Below are 15072 nucleotides of genomic sequence, written 5' to 3'. Positions count from 1 at the left end.
TTCGATTATTATATCATCTGCATTCGAATGTGACTATTTACAAGCCTAAAAAAGAGATCCGCCAGGACCTCTTTTACAGGACGGCTACTCCGTCACTTCACCCATTTCGTGTTCGATAACGGCTGCTATATCATCAACAATGCGTTCCAATTCAACTTCATCCGGTCCTTCGGCCATGACTCGAATGAGCGGTTCCGTACCGGAAGGCCGAACTAAAATGCGTCCGTCGTCGCCTAATTCCGATTCACCTGCCGAAATGGCCGCGGCAATGAGGGTGTTTTCTTCCCACCCGGACTTGGTCTCAACACGAACATTTTTCAAAATTTGAGGGTATTTCGTCATAATACCGGCTAATTCGGATAATTTCTTTCCCTGTTTCTTCATAACACGCATGAGCTGTACAGCCGTAAGCAAGCCGTCTCCCGTCGTATTGTAATCAAGAAAGATAATATGTCCCGACTGCTCTCCACCGAGAGAATATCCCTTATTACGCATGCACTCCAACACATAGCGGTCTCCTACTGCCGTAACTTCCGTCTTGCAACCCATTTCCTTCGCCGCTTTATGAAAGCCTATATTACTCATAACCGTGCCGACGACAGTATCTTCTTGTAAGCGTTTTTCTTCCTTCATCTGCAAAGCACAAATGAGCATAATTCTGTCGCCGTCAAGTTCTTCGCCGTTTTCATCAATAACAAGACAGCGATCGGCATCCCCGTCGTTGGCAATGCCCAAATCCGCATGATGTGCCAACACGGCTTCTTTGATGCTTTCTAAGTGGGTGGAACCGCACTTATCATTAATATTAATTCCGTTCGGTTGGGCATGAATGGAAATCAATTCCGCACCGAGACGACGTAAGATTTCAGGACCCACCTTATAAGCCGCTCCGTTAGCCGCATCATGTACCACCTTTAACCCGCTCAAGTCAACGTCCGTACTGTTGACGATATAGTCGATATATTCTTCCTGAAGGTCCGGAAGCTCCGTAATCGTACCGATTTCCGCTCCCGTGGGGCGGCCTTCCTGTCCTGCTCTTTCATCTTTCAGCATAAATTCTTCAATCAGATCTTCCGTTTCATCGGGAAGCTTATAGCCATATTGGTCAAAGAACTTAATCCCGTTATATTCAAAAGGATTGTGAGATGCCGAAATAACGACACCGGCATCCATATGATGAAGTTTTGTTAAATATGCGATAGCCGGCGTGGGAATCACGTCCGCCATAAAGCAGTTGCCACCGGCAGAGGCAATACCCGCTGCCAGAATATCGGCCAACATGGTACCTGAAAGGCGCGTGTCGCGACCGATTAAAAAGGTCGGGTGTTCCTTATCCTTACCGAGAATGAAAGCCGCTGCCCGACCTAAATGATATGCCAATTCAGGTGTTAACGACGCATTAGCCACGCCACGTACACCGTCTGTTCCGAATAATCTAGCCATTTTTTACCTCCACGGGGTGATATTTTTTCATGAATACGATTGCCGTCTCCATTCCGTCTAAAAAGGCACTCATAATGCCGCCGGCATATCCCGCCCCTTCACCGACGGGATATAAACCTTGCGTCTGTACGGCCATACGAGTCTTTTCATTCCGACAAATACGTATGGGTGCACTGGTACGCGTTTCTACACCGGTCATAACGACGCTATTATCATCGAAGCCGCGAATCTTTCTGCCAAAATACGGCAGGGCCTCCGCCAACGTATCTGTCACAAAAGGCGGCAAAAGCTGATGTAAGTCACAGAATGTCACGCCCGGTTTATACGTATGTACCGCACTCGGCACCGCTTCTTTCGTGCGACCGAGAAAATTGCCTACCGTTTGTACCGGAGCCTTATAGTTACTACCGGCCGCCAAAAAAGCAGCCATTTCGTAACGCCGTTGGAACTCCACTCCTGCCAAGGGCGAATCACCGCCCGTATCTTCAGGCGTTACGTTAACAACGAGAGCACTGTTGGCCACGCCGCTGTCGCGCCGGTATTTACTCATACCGTTTGTTACAACACCTTTTTCTTCCGATGCGGCGGCAACAACCGTACCGCCGGGACACATGCAAAAGGAGTAACAGGCTCTCCCGTCCGTACCGTGATAAACCAGATTATAGTCGGCTGCATCAAGCCCCAGATCAGCGGCATCACAGCCGTACTGAGCCCGATCGATTACTTTCTGATCATGTTCAATACGCACACCGACAGCAAAGGCTTTTTTCTCAAGATAAACCTTTCTGTCATACAGCATTCTATACGTATCACGAGCGCTATGGCCGATTCCTAATATGAGCCCCTCAGTTTCAATTCTTTCATTACCGTTGACGACAACAGCCTTTAGACTTCCGTTTTCATCGGTTATCAAATCGGTCAAGCAGGATTCAAAGCGAACCTCGCCGCCCAATCGTTCAATTTTGCGACGAAGGTTTTTGACAACCGCACGCAATACGTCCGTACCGATATGCGGATTGTACGCGTAAAGAATCTCTTTCGGAGCCCCGGCCTCAACCAACTTTTGTGTAATCTGCCGCAACAAGGGATGGTTAACACGCGTCGTCAGTTTTCCGTCCGAGAAAGTACCGGCACCGCCTTCTCCGAATTGTACATTCGAACGACTGTCAAACTCGCCGTCTTCCCAAAAGCGGCGTACCGCTTCACTGCGCCGATCTACATCATATCCTCGCTCTAAGACAAGAGGGCAATAACCGTGCTCCGCCAACGTCAAGGCCGCTCCCAGTCCTGCCGGCCCGGTGCCGACTACAATCGGTCTGTGAGTCAGTCGTTCAGACCCGTAAACAATCGGATCCGCCTTCATTTCTTCTATTTTTCGAACCGATTCATCAAGTTTAAACTTCCGCAACACGGTCTTTTCATTTTTTACACTTACTTGCAGAGTAAAGACGAAAAATATACGAGGTTTGCGTCTGGCATCAACAGAGCGACGCACAACCGTTACTTCTTGTATATCCGCAGGAGAACACCGCAGTTTACGAGCTGCAATGTCCACCGGCTTTTCACGCATAGGCAGAGCCACGCGTATATTGTTCAATCGTAACAAAACTGTCTCTCCTTTATTCGGCCTCTTCCGTTTCCACCTTAACCGTTACAACGTCAGGTTCAATCGTACCGTCACCGATAGACCAGGGAATACCGACTCGGAAATCTTTATCTGAACCCAGTCCGTTTAAATTAATCGGTTCGAGGGTTATCGAGCCGATAGAGGCTAACTTATCCTTATCGCCGTGAATCTCTACCATATCGGGAACTACGCTGATTTTCTTCACCTTCACAGACGCATCCGCACTTCCGTACGTCGGCACAATAACAGGGACCTTCTTGGACGCAGCATTTTGAATAAGTGTCAAGGCTACGCTGCTCTGATGAGGTGTCAAATCAAGACCTTCAACAGGAGTGCCGTCAGCGCGAACAAGATGAATAGGAGACATTGTCGTAAAGTCTGAAGACTTTCCGGCTATGGGGATTTCGACAATAGCCCGATCCACTTCCTGAATAAGTCGTTTTGCCCCCGACACAACTACACGCTCAGGCAGAAGTTTGATACCCGTAACGGCAATACCGTCGGCAAGTTTCCCCATTAAATGCGGTACAAGCGGAAATTCCTGAACGGCATACACATCGACCAGCACATTAGCTTCCATGATGCTTTGCGTCTTCAATTCCGTACCGCTCGGAATCTTAACATGAACGGGTACGTTCATCGTCCCTTCCTGAGCCTCACTCATGTCTATATATGCCTTAATATCGGCAGGGTTAACATTAATAATTGTATTGCGCGGTCCCGATAAGTGGACGTATACACTTTTAGGCACCTGTGATACGACGTATTGCGAATCCAGATTTTCCACTACAACGGGTACCGTATAAGTACCTTCACTGATCGGATTTTGTTCACTGATAATGGCAAACCAAAGTCCGATGGCCACGATAATACAAATAATTTGAATTTTCCATTTTTCCTGCGGTGCCTTTATCATTTATCGGATCTCCTCTTCAAAAAGTTCACCCAGCCTTGAGGCCGTTTGGAGAAAAATCCTTCCAAAGTCTTACGTAGGCCTTCGTCTGTCAAATGTCGGTAAATATGACCGCCGTATGTGTAAGAAACGGCACCCGTTTCTTCGCTGACTACGACGACAACGGCATCCGATTTTTCACTGATACCGATGGCCGCTCTGTGCCTTGTTCCCAATTCCGTAGACAAAGAGCGATCCGTCGTCAAGGGTAATAGACAACCTGCCGCCATAATACGGCCTTCACGGATTACTACGGCTCCATCGTGTAAGGGTGTATTGGGAATGAAGATATTGCCCAAAAGCTCCTTAGATACGAGGCCGTCTATCTGTATGCCCGTATCGATAATTTCATTAAGCCCGACCTCTCTTTCAAAGACCAACAGAGCTCCCGTTTTCGTCTTTGAAAGGCCGGCCGTAAGAGGAATGATTTCATCCAACATATGTGCCAGCTCTTCTTCGCTGATCATACGATTGGAGTGGAAGAGTCGGCCTCGACCTATATGTTCCAAAGCTCGACGTAACTCCGGCTGGAAAACGACAGGTAAGGCAACTAAAATAACCGTCATGCCTTGCTGCAAAATCCAGTTCACAACATGCAAATTCAAGGCACGGCTGATAACCGTAATAATTCCCAGGAAAACAAGTCCTTTTATAAGGGATACGGCCCGCGTATTACGCAAAAGCAAAAATAATTTATACAAGAAAAAAGCAACTAAGGCAATGTCGAGAATATCTAAAAGCCTAAAGCTGCTGATAAATCCTTGAATCGGTATATAAGACATAGCCGTTCTCCCGTCTGCAAATAAGTAACAATAGTTAGAAATATTTTACAATATTTTCGACCTAATTTCCAGATAAACCGGCATTCCTACATGCAAAAAGGACAACCTTTGTAAAAGAAAGGTTGTCCTCAGAATTATGAATTTCCGTGCTTTCTGCGCCACCACAAAATACCGTAAACAAGAGCTACAATAGCTGATACTGCCAAGAGCCGCTGCCAATGTTCGCGTATTAACAATAAGTCATGTCCCAACCATACTTCTACAACTACGGCCGGAAACTTACCGATTACATTGGCAATAAAATGATCGCGATAGCTGATATGACTGAGAGCTCCCAAAGCCGTTACAACTACATTAGGTGCATACGGAATGGCCCGTCCGGCCATAATCGTTCGAATACAGCTGTATGAATCCAATTTACCGAACATGTCACTTCCACCGATAAATCGCTGTGCCTGACCGCGAAACAGCGTTCGCGTCAAATGAAAGCTGATTTCTATACCGATGACTTCACCGGCCCAGGAAATAAGAATGCCCGGAATCAGTCCGAATATGACACCGTTAACCGTCAAAAACAAAACCGACGGTATCCCGATAGCGTTGACAAAAGCCACCATAATAACGCTGATAAATATAGCCTTATATCCGAAGGAGGCCATATACGCCGTCATCCCGTTTATATCGCCTTCTACGGTAAGCGACAACATAGTCGTATAGAAATCGGGGCGTACTACTTGTATGGCCCAAAGAACGACAAGAACGACAAGTACACCCGCACCTCTCGTAAGTCGTCGAAGAGTTTTATCATTCATAAATTGCCCGCCTCTTACCGTTTTCACATAAACATACTGTCTTTAAAAACCGTCCGAGTCGTACCATGAAAATATACATAGTAAACCGAGTATGTATATTATATCACAGGCATGCAAGGCCGCAGATTCATTATACCGTATCCAATCCCGCTTCCAAGGCAACCAAGGCCTGATTCAAGCGCTCGGAACTATAATAAACTTCTTCCAAACACAGCCCTTGAGCCGGAGCCGTAGCTCCTAACTTACGCCTGTCCCCGCCTTTAAGGATTTCTTTAATTCGTTGCGAAGATTTTCGTCCCATACCGACATCGACAAGTGCTCCGGCCATATTTCTCACCATATGATATAAAAAGCCGCTCCCCACGACATCTATGATAATTCTGTTTTTCTTTGATACAACAAAAATACCGTACATGGTTTTTACGGGATTCATAGGTGTCGTATTGGCTCCTTCAAAAGCCGAAAAATCGTGTGTTCCCTTTAAGTATGAAGCCGCCTCTTTCATGCTTTCACAATTTAAGGGTTTCCGAATATACCAGGCATAACGCAACATAAACGGATCGGGTACGCCGTCATTTACCAAAGTGTAGCGATAATGTTTTCCCTTATTATCATGACGTACACTGAAGTTTTCTCTTTCCAACGTTGCCGAAAGTACTACAATAGCCGGCGGTAAGCTCCCCTTTAGGGCGTAAGGAAGTCTTTCTACGGGAATCGTATCATCGCCGTAAAAATTGACTACCTGACCACGGGCATGAACACCCGAATCGGTACGAGCCGCTCCGTATATACGGATATTTCTACCGTAGATACCCGATAAGGCCGCTTCTACATGTTGCTGTACCGACGGCAGAGACGACTGTCGTTGAAAGCCGTAAAACTCCGTGCCGTCGTAAGCCAGTCTCAGAGATATATTCTTTATTACACCCATCTGAGCACCGCCAGTATAAGAGTCAAAACGACAATTCCGAAAAAGGCTACGCCGTCTCGACGGCTATATGCCAACTCATGTAACCGGGTACGACCTTCTCCGCCACGGTAACAACGTGCTTCCATAGCTGTCGCCAAGTCATCGGCACGACGAAAGGCACTGATAAACAAGGGCACTAGCAGAGGAACCATATTCTTTCCTCTCTGCCAAAGGTTACCGCTTGTAAAGTTGGCTCCTCGTGCCGTTTGCGCCTTCATAATTCGACCGGTTTCTTCCAACAAGGTAGGAATAAACCGCATAGCAATTGTCATCATCATGGCCAGTTCATGTGCCGGCACTCCGAAACGTTTAAACGGAGACAAAAGATGCTCAATTCCGTCAGTCAGAACAATGGGAGAGGTTGTATAGGTCAGAAGTGATGAAAAGACAATTAAATACACAAGTCTTAAGGTCATGAAAAAGCCCCTATAAATACCGTCTTCCGTAATATGAATCCAACCGTAAGTCCACAACTCTTTTCCCGGAGTCGTAAAAACATGAACGGCAAAGGTGAAAATAATAATTCCCCAAAGGGGCTTCAGCGACTTCACCATAGTCTGCACGGACAACCGGGATAAAGCATACGTAAAAGCGATAAAAGCTGCCAGAACAGCATATGAGAAAGGTTCATTTGCTAAAAAGACGGAAAAAATAAAAATCATGGTCCCCATGATTTTCATACGCGGATCCAAGCGATGGAGATAGGAGTTTCCGGGAAAGTATTGCCCTAATGTAATATCAGTCAGCATGACCGTTCCTCCTCAACGCTCGATAAATGGTATCCGTACCGTCCGACACGGTCTTGACTCTCGTCTCCACATCAAGTCCCCGCCCTTTCAAATACTGCAATACATGCGTAACAGGAGGTACATCAACCCCGGCCGCCCGTAAAATATCCCGCTCCGTTGCAAAAATGTCCGTCGGTACACCGTCAGCCGCAATTTCACCGTGATTAAGTATAATCAGGCGATTGGCCAGAGCCGCAACATCCTCCATATTATGAGACACTAAGACTACCGTAATCCCCGTTTCTTTATAACGTCGTTCAATCTGTCCGAAAATCTCCCGTCGTCCTACCGGGTCCAACCCTGCTGAAGGTTCATCAAGAATCAGGTAGCGGGGACGCATGGCAATAATTCCCGCAATGGCCACTCGTCTCATTTGCCCGCCGCTCAAGCGAAAAGGAGAGCGTTTTCCGTACGTTTCATAATCCAAACCGACAAAATCCATAGCCTCTTTTACGCGCTCTGTAACTTCCGCTTCCGAAAGACCGTAGTTTTTTGGCCCGAAAGCGATGTCGTCAGCTACCGTTTCTTCAAATAATTGATATTCCGGATACTGAAAAACCATACCTACACGTCGGCGAGCCGCAACGGCTTCCTTAGACTTACAGGACAAATCCGTGCCGTCTACATAAACTGTTCCGTCCGTAGGCTGCAATAACCCGTTTAAAAGTTGTACGAGAGTCGATTTTCCCGAACCGGTATGCCCGATAATACCGACGAACTCGCCTTCTTTTATTTCCAAGTTAATATTTTTTAATGCAAGATGCTCATTCGGCGTTTTGCGACCGTATACATGAGACACATTTTCCAGTCTTATAGACATAAAGCATCTCCCAATTCTTTCTCCGTAATGATTTGCTGCGGCAAGTCCATGCCTTTTTTGCGTAAGCCTGCGGCTATTTCCGCAGCAACGGGTACATCCAAACCGGCATTCAACAGTTCGGGAACATGCGAGAATATTTCATGCGGTTCGCCCTGGCGTTCAATAACTCCGTCATGCATGACAACAACCCGATCGGCCTGAATGGCTTCTTCCATAAAATGAGTAATCAGAACAATCGTAATACCCTGTTTATGTAACTTTAACAACGTTTCCATGACTTCCGCCCGTCCCGTAGGATCCAGCATGGCCGTCGGTTCGTCCAAGATAATACACGTCGAGTGCATGGCCAAAATACCGGCAATGGCAATTCGTTGTTTTTGTCCGCCCGACAAGAGATGAGGGGCATGCTTGACAAAGGCCGTCATGCCGACGGTCGCCAATGCTTTATCAACACGTTCTCGAATCTCCGCTGACGGCACACCCAGGTTTTCCGGACCGAAGGCCGCATCTTCTTCTACCACAGCCGCTACGATTTGATTATCAGGGTTTTGAAAAACCATGCCGACACGACGCCGAATATCCCAAATTAAATCGGCATTATCCGTACGCATCCCGTCAATTTCACAGACACCACTTGTAGGCAACAATAACGCATTGAAATGTTTTGCCAACGTCGATTTCCCCGATCCGTTTGTACCGATAACAGCTACAAATTCCCCTTCTTCTACTGTCAGAGATACATCTTTAACAGCGTAAACAAGGTCTCCGTTTTCATCTTCGTACGTATGACTTAATTTTTCGGTTTTTATCATAGGAATGGACATATTTCCAGCCTCACTTGTGTATAGCTATACTCCCCATGGAGTCACTACCGTATTATCGTCCGTCCGGTGCACTCTTCATAAGTGCCAGAACGACATATAAGATGAATGCCGTAACCCATGCCATGGTAGTCGCTCCGTGAAAACCCAAAATAGGGAACACAAAACCGCCGCAATAACAAATATACGGAAAGATAAAATAGGCACCGCTTCGCCCCGTATCATGACACCGTCTGATACCGAGAGATATTTGCGACATGACTGTAGGCACGGTAAAAAGGATCAATAAAATACCGAAGAGTGCACAAATCCATAGCTGACCCAAAATAATTCCTTCTACAATACGATTGTACAAAATAAAGGTAAACATAAATTGGGCTACAAAAAGAACGAACATACGCAAAGCAAAAGGCATTCTGCCCAAACGTCCGGTACGCACAAAATATTTTTCTTTCAAGTCCTGTGCGTTTTGAAAACCTATATACCCGCTGTTCCCCGCTCCTTCAGGTAAGGACAGTCCTTCTCTTGTACGTGTAAGCGGTGTTGAACGTTTTTGTAATTTTATTTTTTTCCCCGTAGCCATACTCTCCTCCGTATAGGACCCTACAACATGCATTTCCTTTCAATGGTATCATATTATAGAGCGGTACTCAAATTTTTGTTTTATGTGATACACTAGAGAAAAACATTGTAGGAGGTTATATTATGTCAGAATCATACATATACGAAAATCCGACAGGTTCGGAAGGCCTGTTTACTTTTAACTTCTTTTGTGAATCCGTCACGGGAGCTTTGCACACACTCATTCATGTTATGGAAGACCATGAATTAGAGGCTCCGGACAGTTTGAGTGAAATCCCCGAACGTCTGGCTCAAATAGGCATCGCCTTTTCTGAAGATTATGCTTCTCACAAATTGGACTTAGGCCGGTTTAAAGAAGATATCCTCTCTTTTTACGACCTTGCCTTTACCAGTAACGACCAACTGGCACCGCTTATTATCGGGGCTCCTGAAGAGGTCACGTATTATTATCTGGTCTATTCTCAAGGTATTAACTTGATGTTTACCAACTTACTGCAAAGTATCGTTCGCGACTTGCCTGATTCAGCCAATCCCCAGTCATTTATACAAAATATCATGCATGATTTTTATTCCCTCTCAGGTGGCCATGCCTAAGCAACACAAAAGCGGTTACATGTTAAACATGTAACCGCTTCTTTTTATATTTACAAAATAAAATGGATAAAGGCAACGACTGCTACTACAAAGCGATAGTATGCAAAGGAAGCCAAAGTAGATTTATTGAGAAATTTTAAGAACCAAAGGACGGAAATATAAGCGACGACGAAGGCCGTTACAAAACCGATGGCGATCATGGCCAAGTCACTACCGCCTAAATAAGACAGACTTTTTAATAAATCATAAAAGCAAGCGACAATCATAACGGGAACGGCAATAATAAAGGAATAATCGGCCGCAGCTTTCCGACTGATACCCAACAGGAGGCCTCCCCCCAATGTTGAGCCGGAGCGAGAAAATCCCGGCCAAAGAGCCAACATTTGAAAAGCACCTACTAAAAAGGCCTGTACAATTGTCAGTTTTTCCACATCATCACAAACTACGGGTATCCTTGCTCGTTCAGCAGCCAACATAAAGAGACCACCGACAATAAGGCCTATAATAACCGTAAAGGGAGAAAAGAGGTAGGTCTTGATAGCATGGTGTGCAAAAAATCCGACAAGCATGACCGGTACAATGCCGACGGCAACATGTGCCAACGTCAATCCCGTATCACGTCGAAACCAATTTTCTCTCTTCAAAAGATGCACGCATTTATACTGCTGCAACATGTAAATGAACTTTTCTTTATAAATGAAAAGAACCGATAAAATCGCACCTAATTGGATAAAAACTTCAAAAACGCTCGCTCTGGGACCGTCAAAACCAAGCCAATCACCGACGAGTATCATGTGCCCCGTAGAAGAAACGGGCAGGAATTCCGTAAACCCTTCGACAATGCCGAGTATGACGGCTATCATATAATCGCTCATAATCTACTCCTTACTGTCTGACATAATTAACACGTCGCTCATTATATCACAGGGGCGGATAAAAAAAAAGCAACGCCCGAGGGCATTGCTTTTATATGTCAGTCAAGTGAAATAACATGATTAGGATTTTCTACAATAAATTTTGCATATTTAGGATCGCCGTTGTGTTCAAAGTAGAGTGTATTGCCTTCGAGCTTACCTCTCCAACTTACAATAATCGGGCATTCGCGGCTCAGTTCTTTGAGCATTGCAACGGGATTTAAATTCAGAATAGGTGCAAAGAGGAAGCCGACATTATCAATCATGACAACGCGAGCATTTAACCGCCTGATAGCGTTGGCAATAAGGTCAATGGCCTTTTCCGGACGATCAGCACGGGGAATTTCCAAGAATTCGTCATCAAACAACTCTCGGGCTTCGCAGACCTTCCATCCTTCCTGATAAGTTAAATCTCGAATAATCCGGCTTTTACCGGAACCGGGGCCGCCGATGAGAATCAGCAACTTTTCATCTTCCTGTGCAATGTACTTCCACCGCTTTAAGACTTCTGCATCTGTAACCATGAAAATCACCTTCGTTTGCTAGTATTTGATTGGTTTCATTATACTTGATTGTATCTCTTCAAGTAAAGACCTTAGGTATATTCTTTTGCGATAGCCTTTCTTTCTTTCAATCCGTATCTTCCCAGCGAATCCTGAATGTCCTTAATAGGCTTATTCGTAAGAATTATATCATTTATATAATGCTTCTCATGCTGCACCGTAAATACCAGAGATGTCTCTCTGTCATAGGGACTGTCATAGTAGTATGCATCTACAGAATCCTCGCCGTCAGGACCGGCAATAATGCGATTCGGTACTCCATAGGCAGCCAATAAGGTCGATACATGATAGCCTAAGGTAATGCCTCTGCTCGTATACGCCGAGTTGGAAAGAAGAAATACTTGCTGCACCTTACCGATTCCGTCCGATTCCACTCCGTAATCACCATAGAGCCAAAATTCGGTCTTCCCTCTTTTAATAACGGTCTGCCACATATTATATTTATCTCGCGAAAAATTACTTCCCGGCTGAAAGCCCATGAGCGTAAAATCTTCTTTAGTTAAGCCCGTACCGACGTTTACACCTTTTTGCCGCACCGTATACGGAGGCCTTGCAGGCATCATGGCAACACGACGAATCTTCCTGTCACCGACGGCAAAAACTAAATCTTCCCATTCGGACAGAGAAGAGTACACAAAATAATATACATTGGCATCCGTGTCTCGCAACAACCGGTCGGGACGACCGAAGCGGCGAATCAGAATTTCCACAGGTGTTCCGATTGTCAAATCATCACCTATAATAACGGAGTCGCCCTTCGTTAAATATACAGACTCTACACCTGTTTGTATACGATTTTTATCAATATTGTTTTCTTTTAAAGCCGGTGCCACAGGCTTTCTCAAGATAACGCGCATAGCCAAGTCTTCTTTTTCATAAGTCAGCTTCAATAAATGCGTCGTTTCCGTTCTCTTTTGCGGATAACCGTATATTTTCAATACTTCTTCAAGACCGGTTCCCTTATGCAGCTTGCCGACAGCAAACGCGCCGTCTTTCAAAGGACTCAGCGGAACCGCTTCTATTCCTTCCGGCAAAGTGGCCTTCTCATACGGTCTTGTTTCATATACCGGTAAATCTCCGTTTTTTAAAGCGTCTTCCAAGGCCTTTACTTTGTAATTTGTTTCCTTTTCCTGCTCTGCCTTTGTAGTTTTTGACTCTTTCACATCTACATCACTTAAAAGGCGAACAGGTATTTTTTCCGACTTTACATTATCTGCATCTGCCGCTGAAGCTGCAACCGGCAGGGACATAAGCATGCACAAAGCGGCAAGTAAGGAGTAAAATCTTTTCATAATATCTCCTTTTCGTATGTAAAAAGCACCTCCTGAGACAATTCAGAAGGTGCCGGGCATATTATTTCTGTTCGGGACGACTCAAGGGGAACAAGAGCACGTCGCGAATCGACGGACTGTTTGTAAGGAACATGACCAATCTGTCGATGCCGATACCTAAACCGCCGGCAGGCGGCATACCGTATTCAAGTGCACGGCAGTAATCTTCGTCCATTTGGTGGGCTTCGTCATCGCCGTGAGCTCGTTCTTCCATTTGTTTAATAAAGCGATCCCGCTGATCGAGAGGATCATTCAATTCGGAGAACCCGTTAGCCAATTCACGGCCATAAATAAAGGCTTCGAATCGATGGGTCAACAAAGGATTGGACGCATCTTGTTTCGTAAGGGGCGAAATTTCCAAAGGATGCCCCGTAATCACGGTCGGTTGAATAAGGTTTTCTTCAACATAGTCTTCAAAGCAAGCATTAATAATCTTGCCGATTCCGTCGTATTCTCCGTATTCAACATGGAGTTCATCGGCAATTTTACGAGCTTCTTCGACGGTCTCAACCTTAGAGAAGTCTTTGCCTGTGTATTTTTCCACAGCTTCAATCATGGTCATGCGATTCCACGGAGCCGCCAATTCTATTTCTTTATCAATGTACGTAATTTTCGTTGTGCCGTACAATTTCAGAGCTAATTCAGATACGAGTTCTTCCGTAATGCGAATAACATCTTCCAAATCACCGAAGGCCTGGTACAGTTCAACAGTAGTAAATTCCGGATTATGCCGTGTGTCAATCCCTTCATTGCGGAAGCAGCGGTTCATTTCATAAACACGTTCTAAGCCGCCTACAAGCAATCTCTTTAAATGCAACTCCGGAGCAATACGCAGGAAAATGTCCATATCCAAAGCGTTGTGGTGTGTCACAAAGGGACGAGCCGCCGCACCGCCGGCAATATTATGCAACATGGGCGTTTCCACTTCCAAGAAGTTACGTGCATCCAGATACTCGCGAATGCCTTTAATAATACGGGATCGCATAATAAAGGTGTTTTTGACTTCCGGATTGACAATAAGATCCAGATAACGTTGACGATATCTCGTTTCCTTATCTGTCAGGCCGTGAAACTTTTCCGGCAAAGGACGCAGAGACTTGGACAAGAGCGTCCAAGTAACTACGCGCACCGTTGTTTCCCCCGTATGCGTTGTAAAAACATCCCCTTCAACACCGACAATATCCCCGATATCGAGAAGTTTAAAAAGCTCGTATGAAGCTTCACCGACTACGTCTTTACGAAAGTATAACTGTACTTCCCCGCTTATATCGCGCAAGACACAAAAAGCAGTTTTGCCGTGGCGGCGCAAAGCCATGAGTCGCCCTGCCAGACTGACCGTCGTGCCGTCCTTTTCTAACGCTTCCGCACGGTCTTTAATGTCTTGTGCATGATGGGTCCAATTATATTTTTGACCGAAAGGATATACGCCGGCATCTGCAAACTGTTGCATCTTTTCGCGGCGAATCACCATTTGGTCATTTAATTTTTCTTCTTCAATATGCGGTACTGCTTTTTTTTCCTGGTCAGACATACTTATCCTCCTCGACTCTAGCCTTCAAAGGGCAAAATCTTATATTGTACTTCACCGGCCGGAGCCTTTACAGATACGATAACGGGATTTTCTTTATCCACATTTTGACCCAAAATTGCAGCTCCCACAGGGCTTTCATTAGAGATTCGGTTGTTGAACGGATCCGCTTCAGCTGTACCCACGACGGTATATTCAAAGCGTTCTTTCGTTTCCACATCTTCCAAAATCACCTTGGAGCCCAGACGAACTTTGGCTACATCATCAGTTGATTCTTCAATAATTTTGGCTGTTCTGATTTTATTTTCCAATTCAACAATGCGGCCTTCAATAAACGCCTGTTCATTTTTGGCATCATCGTATTCGGAGTTTTCGCTCAAGTCACCTAAAGCGATTGCTTCTTTAATTCGTTGAGAAACGGCAATACGACGAACCGATTTAAGTTCGTTCAATTCTTCTTTTAGTTTTTCGAGCCCGTCGGCTGTAATCAGTGTTTCGTTAGACATGAATATGAATGCTCCTTTTGCCCATAGATTGCAAACAGG

General features: G+C 45.4%; 16 protein-coding genes. 1 reads left to right on the top strand and 15 read right to left on the bottom strand.

Annotation, left to right across the window (positions count from 1 at the left end; all coding sequences use genetic code 11):
* Positions 1–84: 84 nt before the first annotated feature.
* The 10 genes from glmM to HMPREF9429_RS04410 all read right to left on the bottom strand — a co-directional run bounded on the left by glmM (position 85) and on the right by HMPREF9429_RS04410 (position 9598).
* Complete coding sequence (gene glmM, locus HMPREF9429_RS04455; protein WP_006941961.1) at positions 85–1443, bottom strand: phosphoglucosamine mutase; 1359 nt, start codon at positions 1441–1443, stop codon at positions 85–87.
* Positions 1436–3049, bottom strand: a complete 1614-nt coding sequence (locus HMPREF9429_RS04450; RefSeq protein WP_040773801.1) for an NAD(P)/FAD-dependent oxidoreductase — start codon at positions 3047–3049, stop codon at positions 1436–1438. The genes glmM and HMPREF9429_RS04450 overlap by 8 nt, the downstream gene beginning before the upstream one ends.
* 13 nt (positions 3050–3062) lie before the next feature.
* Positions 3063–3986, bottom strand: coding sequence for a CdaR family protein (locus tag HMPREF9429_RS04445; RefSeq protein ID WP_006941959.1), 924 nt, complete (start codon positions 3984–3986; stop codon positions 3063–3065).
* Entirely contained in the window at positions 3983–4804 is an 822-nt protein-coding gene (gene cdaA, locus HMPREF9429_RS04440) for a diadenylate cyclase CdaA (protein ID WP_006941957.1), read from the bottom strand. Before cdaA ends, HMPREF9429_RS04445 begins: the two co-directional genes overlap by 4 nt.
* A 134-nt stretch (positions 4805–4938) precedes the next feature.
* Entirely contained in the window at positions 4939–5616 is a 678-nt protein-coding gene (locus HMPREF9429_RS04435; protein WP_006941956.1) for a TVP38/TMEM64 family protein, read from the bottom strand.
* Positions 5617–5746: 130 nt separating this feature from the next.
* Positions 5747–6547 carry a tRNA pseudouridine(38-40) synthase TruA gene (truA, locus tag HMPREF9429_RS04430; RefSeq protein WP_006941955.1) on the bottom strand — a complete coding sequence of 267 codons (801 nt, stop codon included), beginning with the start codon at positions 6545–6547 and terminating at the stop codon, positions 5747–5749.
* Positions 6538–7335, bottom strand: a complete 798-nt coding sequence (locus HMPREF9429_RS04425; protein ID WP_006941954.1) for an energy-coupling factor transporter transmembrane component T family protein — start codon at positions 7333–7335, stop codon at positions 6538–6540. Before HMPREF9429_RS04425 ends, truA begins: the two co-directional genes overlap by 10 nt.
* Positions 7325–8194, bottom strand: a complete 870-nt coding sequence (locus tag HMPREF9429_RS04420) for an energy-coupling factor transporter ATPase (RefSeq protein ID WP_006941953.1) — start codon at positions 8192–8194, stop codon at positions 7325–7327. Before HMPREF9429_RS04420 ends, HMPREF9429_RS04425 begins: the two co-directional genes overlap by 11 nt.
* Complete coding sequence (locus HMPREF9429_RS04415; protein ID WP_006941952.1) at positions 8185–9018, bottom strand: energy-coupling factor transporter ATPase; 834 nt, start codon at positions 9016–9018, stop codon at positions 8185–8187. The genes HMPREF9429_RS04420 and HMPREF9429_RS04415 overlap by 10 nt, the downstream gene beginning before the upstream one ends.
* A 52-nt stretch (positions 9019–9070) precedes the next feature.
* The gene (locus tag HMPREF9429_RS04410) at positions 9071–9598 is read right to left on the bottom strand and encodes a DUF805 domain-containing protein (RefSeq protein ID WP_040773798.1); all 528 of its coding nucleotides are present in this window, start codon (positions 9596–9598) and stop codon (positions 9071–9073) included.
* A gap of 122 nt (positions 9599–9720) precedes the next feature.
* On the opposite strand from HMPREF9429_RS04410, the gene HMPREF9429_RS04405 reads away from it, so the two are divergent.
* A complete protein-coding gene (locus tag HMPREF9429_RS04405; RefSeq protein ID WP_006941950.1) occupies positions 9721–10191 on the top strand; it encodes a hypothetical protein in 471 nt (156 codons plus the stop codon).
* Positions 10192–10241: 50 nt separating this feature from the next.
* On the opposite strand, the gene HMPREF9429_RS04400 is transcribed toward HMPREF9429_RS04405, so the two are convergent.
* The 5 genes from HMPREF9429_RS04400 to greA all read right to left on the bottom strand — a co-directional run bounded on the left by HMPREF9429_RS04400 (position 10242) and on the right by greA (position 15033).
* Positions 10242–11066, bottom strand: coding sequence for an undecaprenyl-diphosphate phosphatase (locus HMPREF9429_RS04400; RefSeq protein WP_006941949.1), 825 nt, complete (start codon positions 11064–11066; stop codon positions 10242–10244).
* A gap of 98 nt (positions 11067–11164) precedes the next feature.
* Positions 11165–11629 (bottom strand): BREX-3 system P-loop-containing protein BrxF, encoded by a 465-nt coding sequence (gene brxF / locus HMPREF9429_RS04395; RefSeq protein WP_006941948.1) that lies wholly within the window; start codon positions 11627–11629, stop codon positions 11165–11167.
* Positions 11630–11700: 71 nt separating this feature from the next.
* Positions 11701–12960 carry a hypothetical protein gene (locus HMPREF9429_RS04390; protein ID WP_040773795.1) on the bottom strand — a complete coding sequence of 420 codons (1260 nt, stop codon included), beginning with the start codon at positions 12958–12960 and terminating at the stop codon, positions 11701–11703.
* 61 nt (positions 12961–13021) lie between these two features.
* Positions 13022–14530 (bottom strand): lysine--tRNA ligase, encoded by a 1509-nt coding sequence (lysS, locus tag HMPREF9429_RS04385; protein WP_006941946.1) that lies wholly within the window; start codon positions 14528–14530, stop codon positions 13022–13024.
* 17 nt (positions 14531–14547) lie between these two features.
* On the bottom strand, positions 14548–15033 hold the full coding sequence (gene greA, locus HMPREF9429_RS04380; protein ID WP_006941945.1) for a transcription elongation factor GreA: 486 nt from the start codon (positions 15031–15033) through the stop codon (positions 14548–14550).
* Positions 15034–15072: the final 39 nt, after the last annotated feature.

Origin of the sequence: Megasphaera micronuciformis F0359, assembly GCF_000165735.1 — a bacterium.
In the GTDB taxonomy this organism is placed as follows: domain Bacteria; phylum Bacillota; class Negativicutes; order Veillonellales; family Megasphaeraceae; genus Megasphaera; species Megasphaera micronuciformis.
The sequence above is the reverse complement of the archived record's forward strand: the minus strand, read 5'-3'. Positions and strand labels throughout refer to the sequence as shown.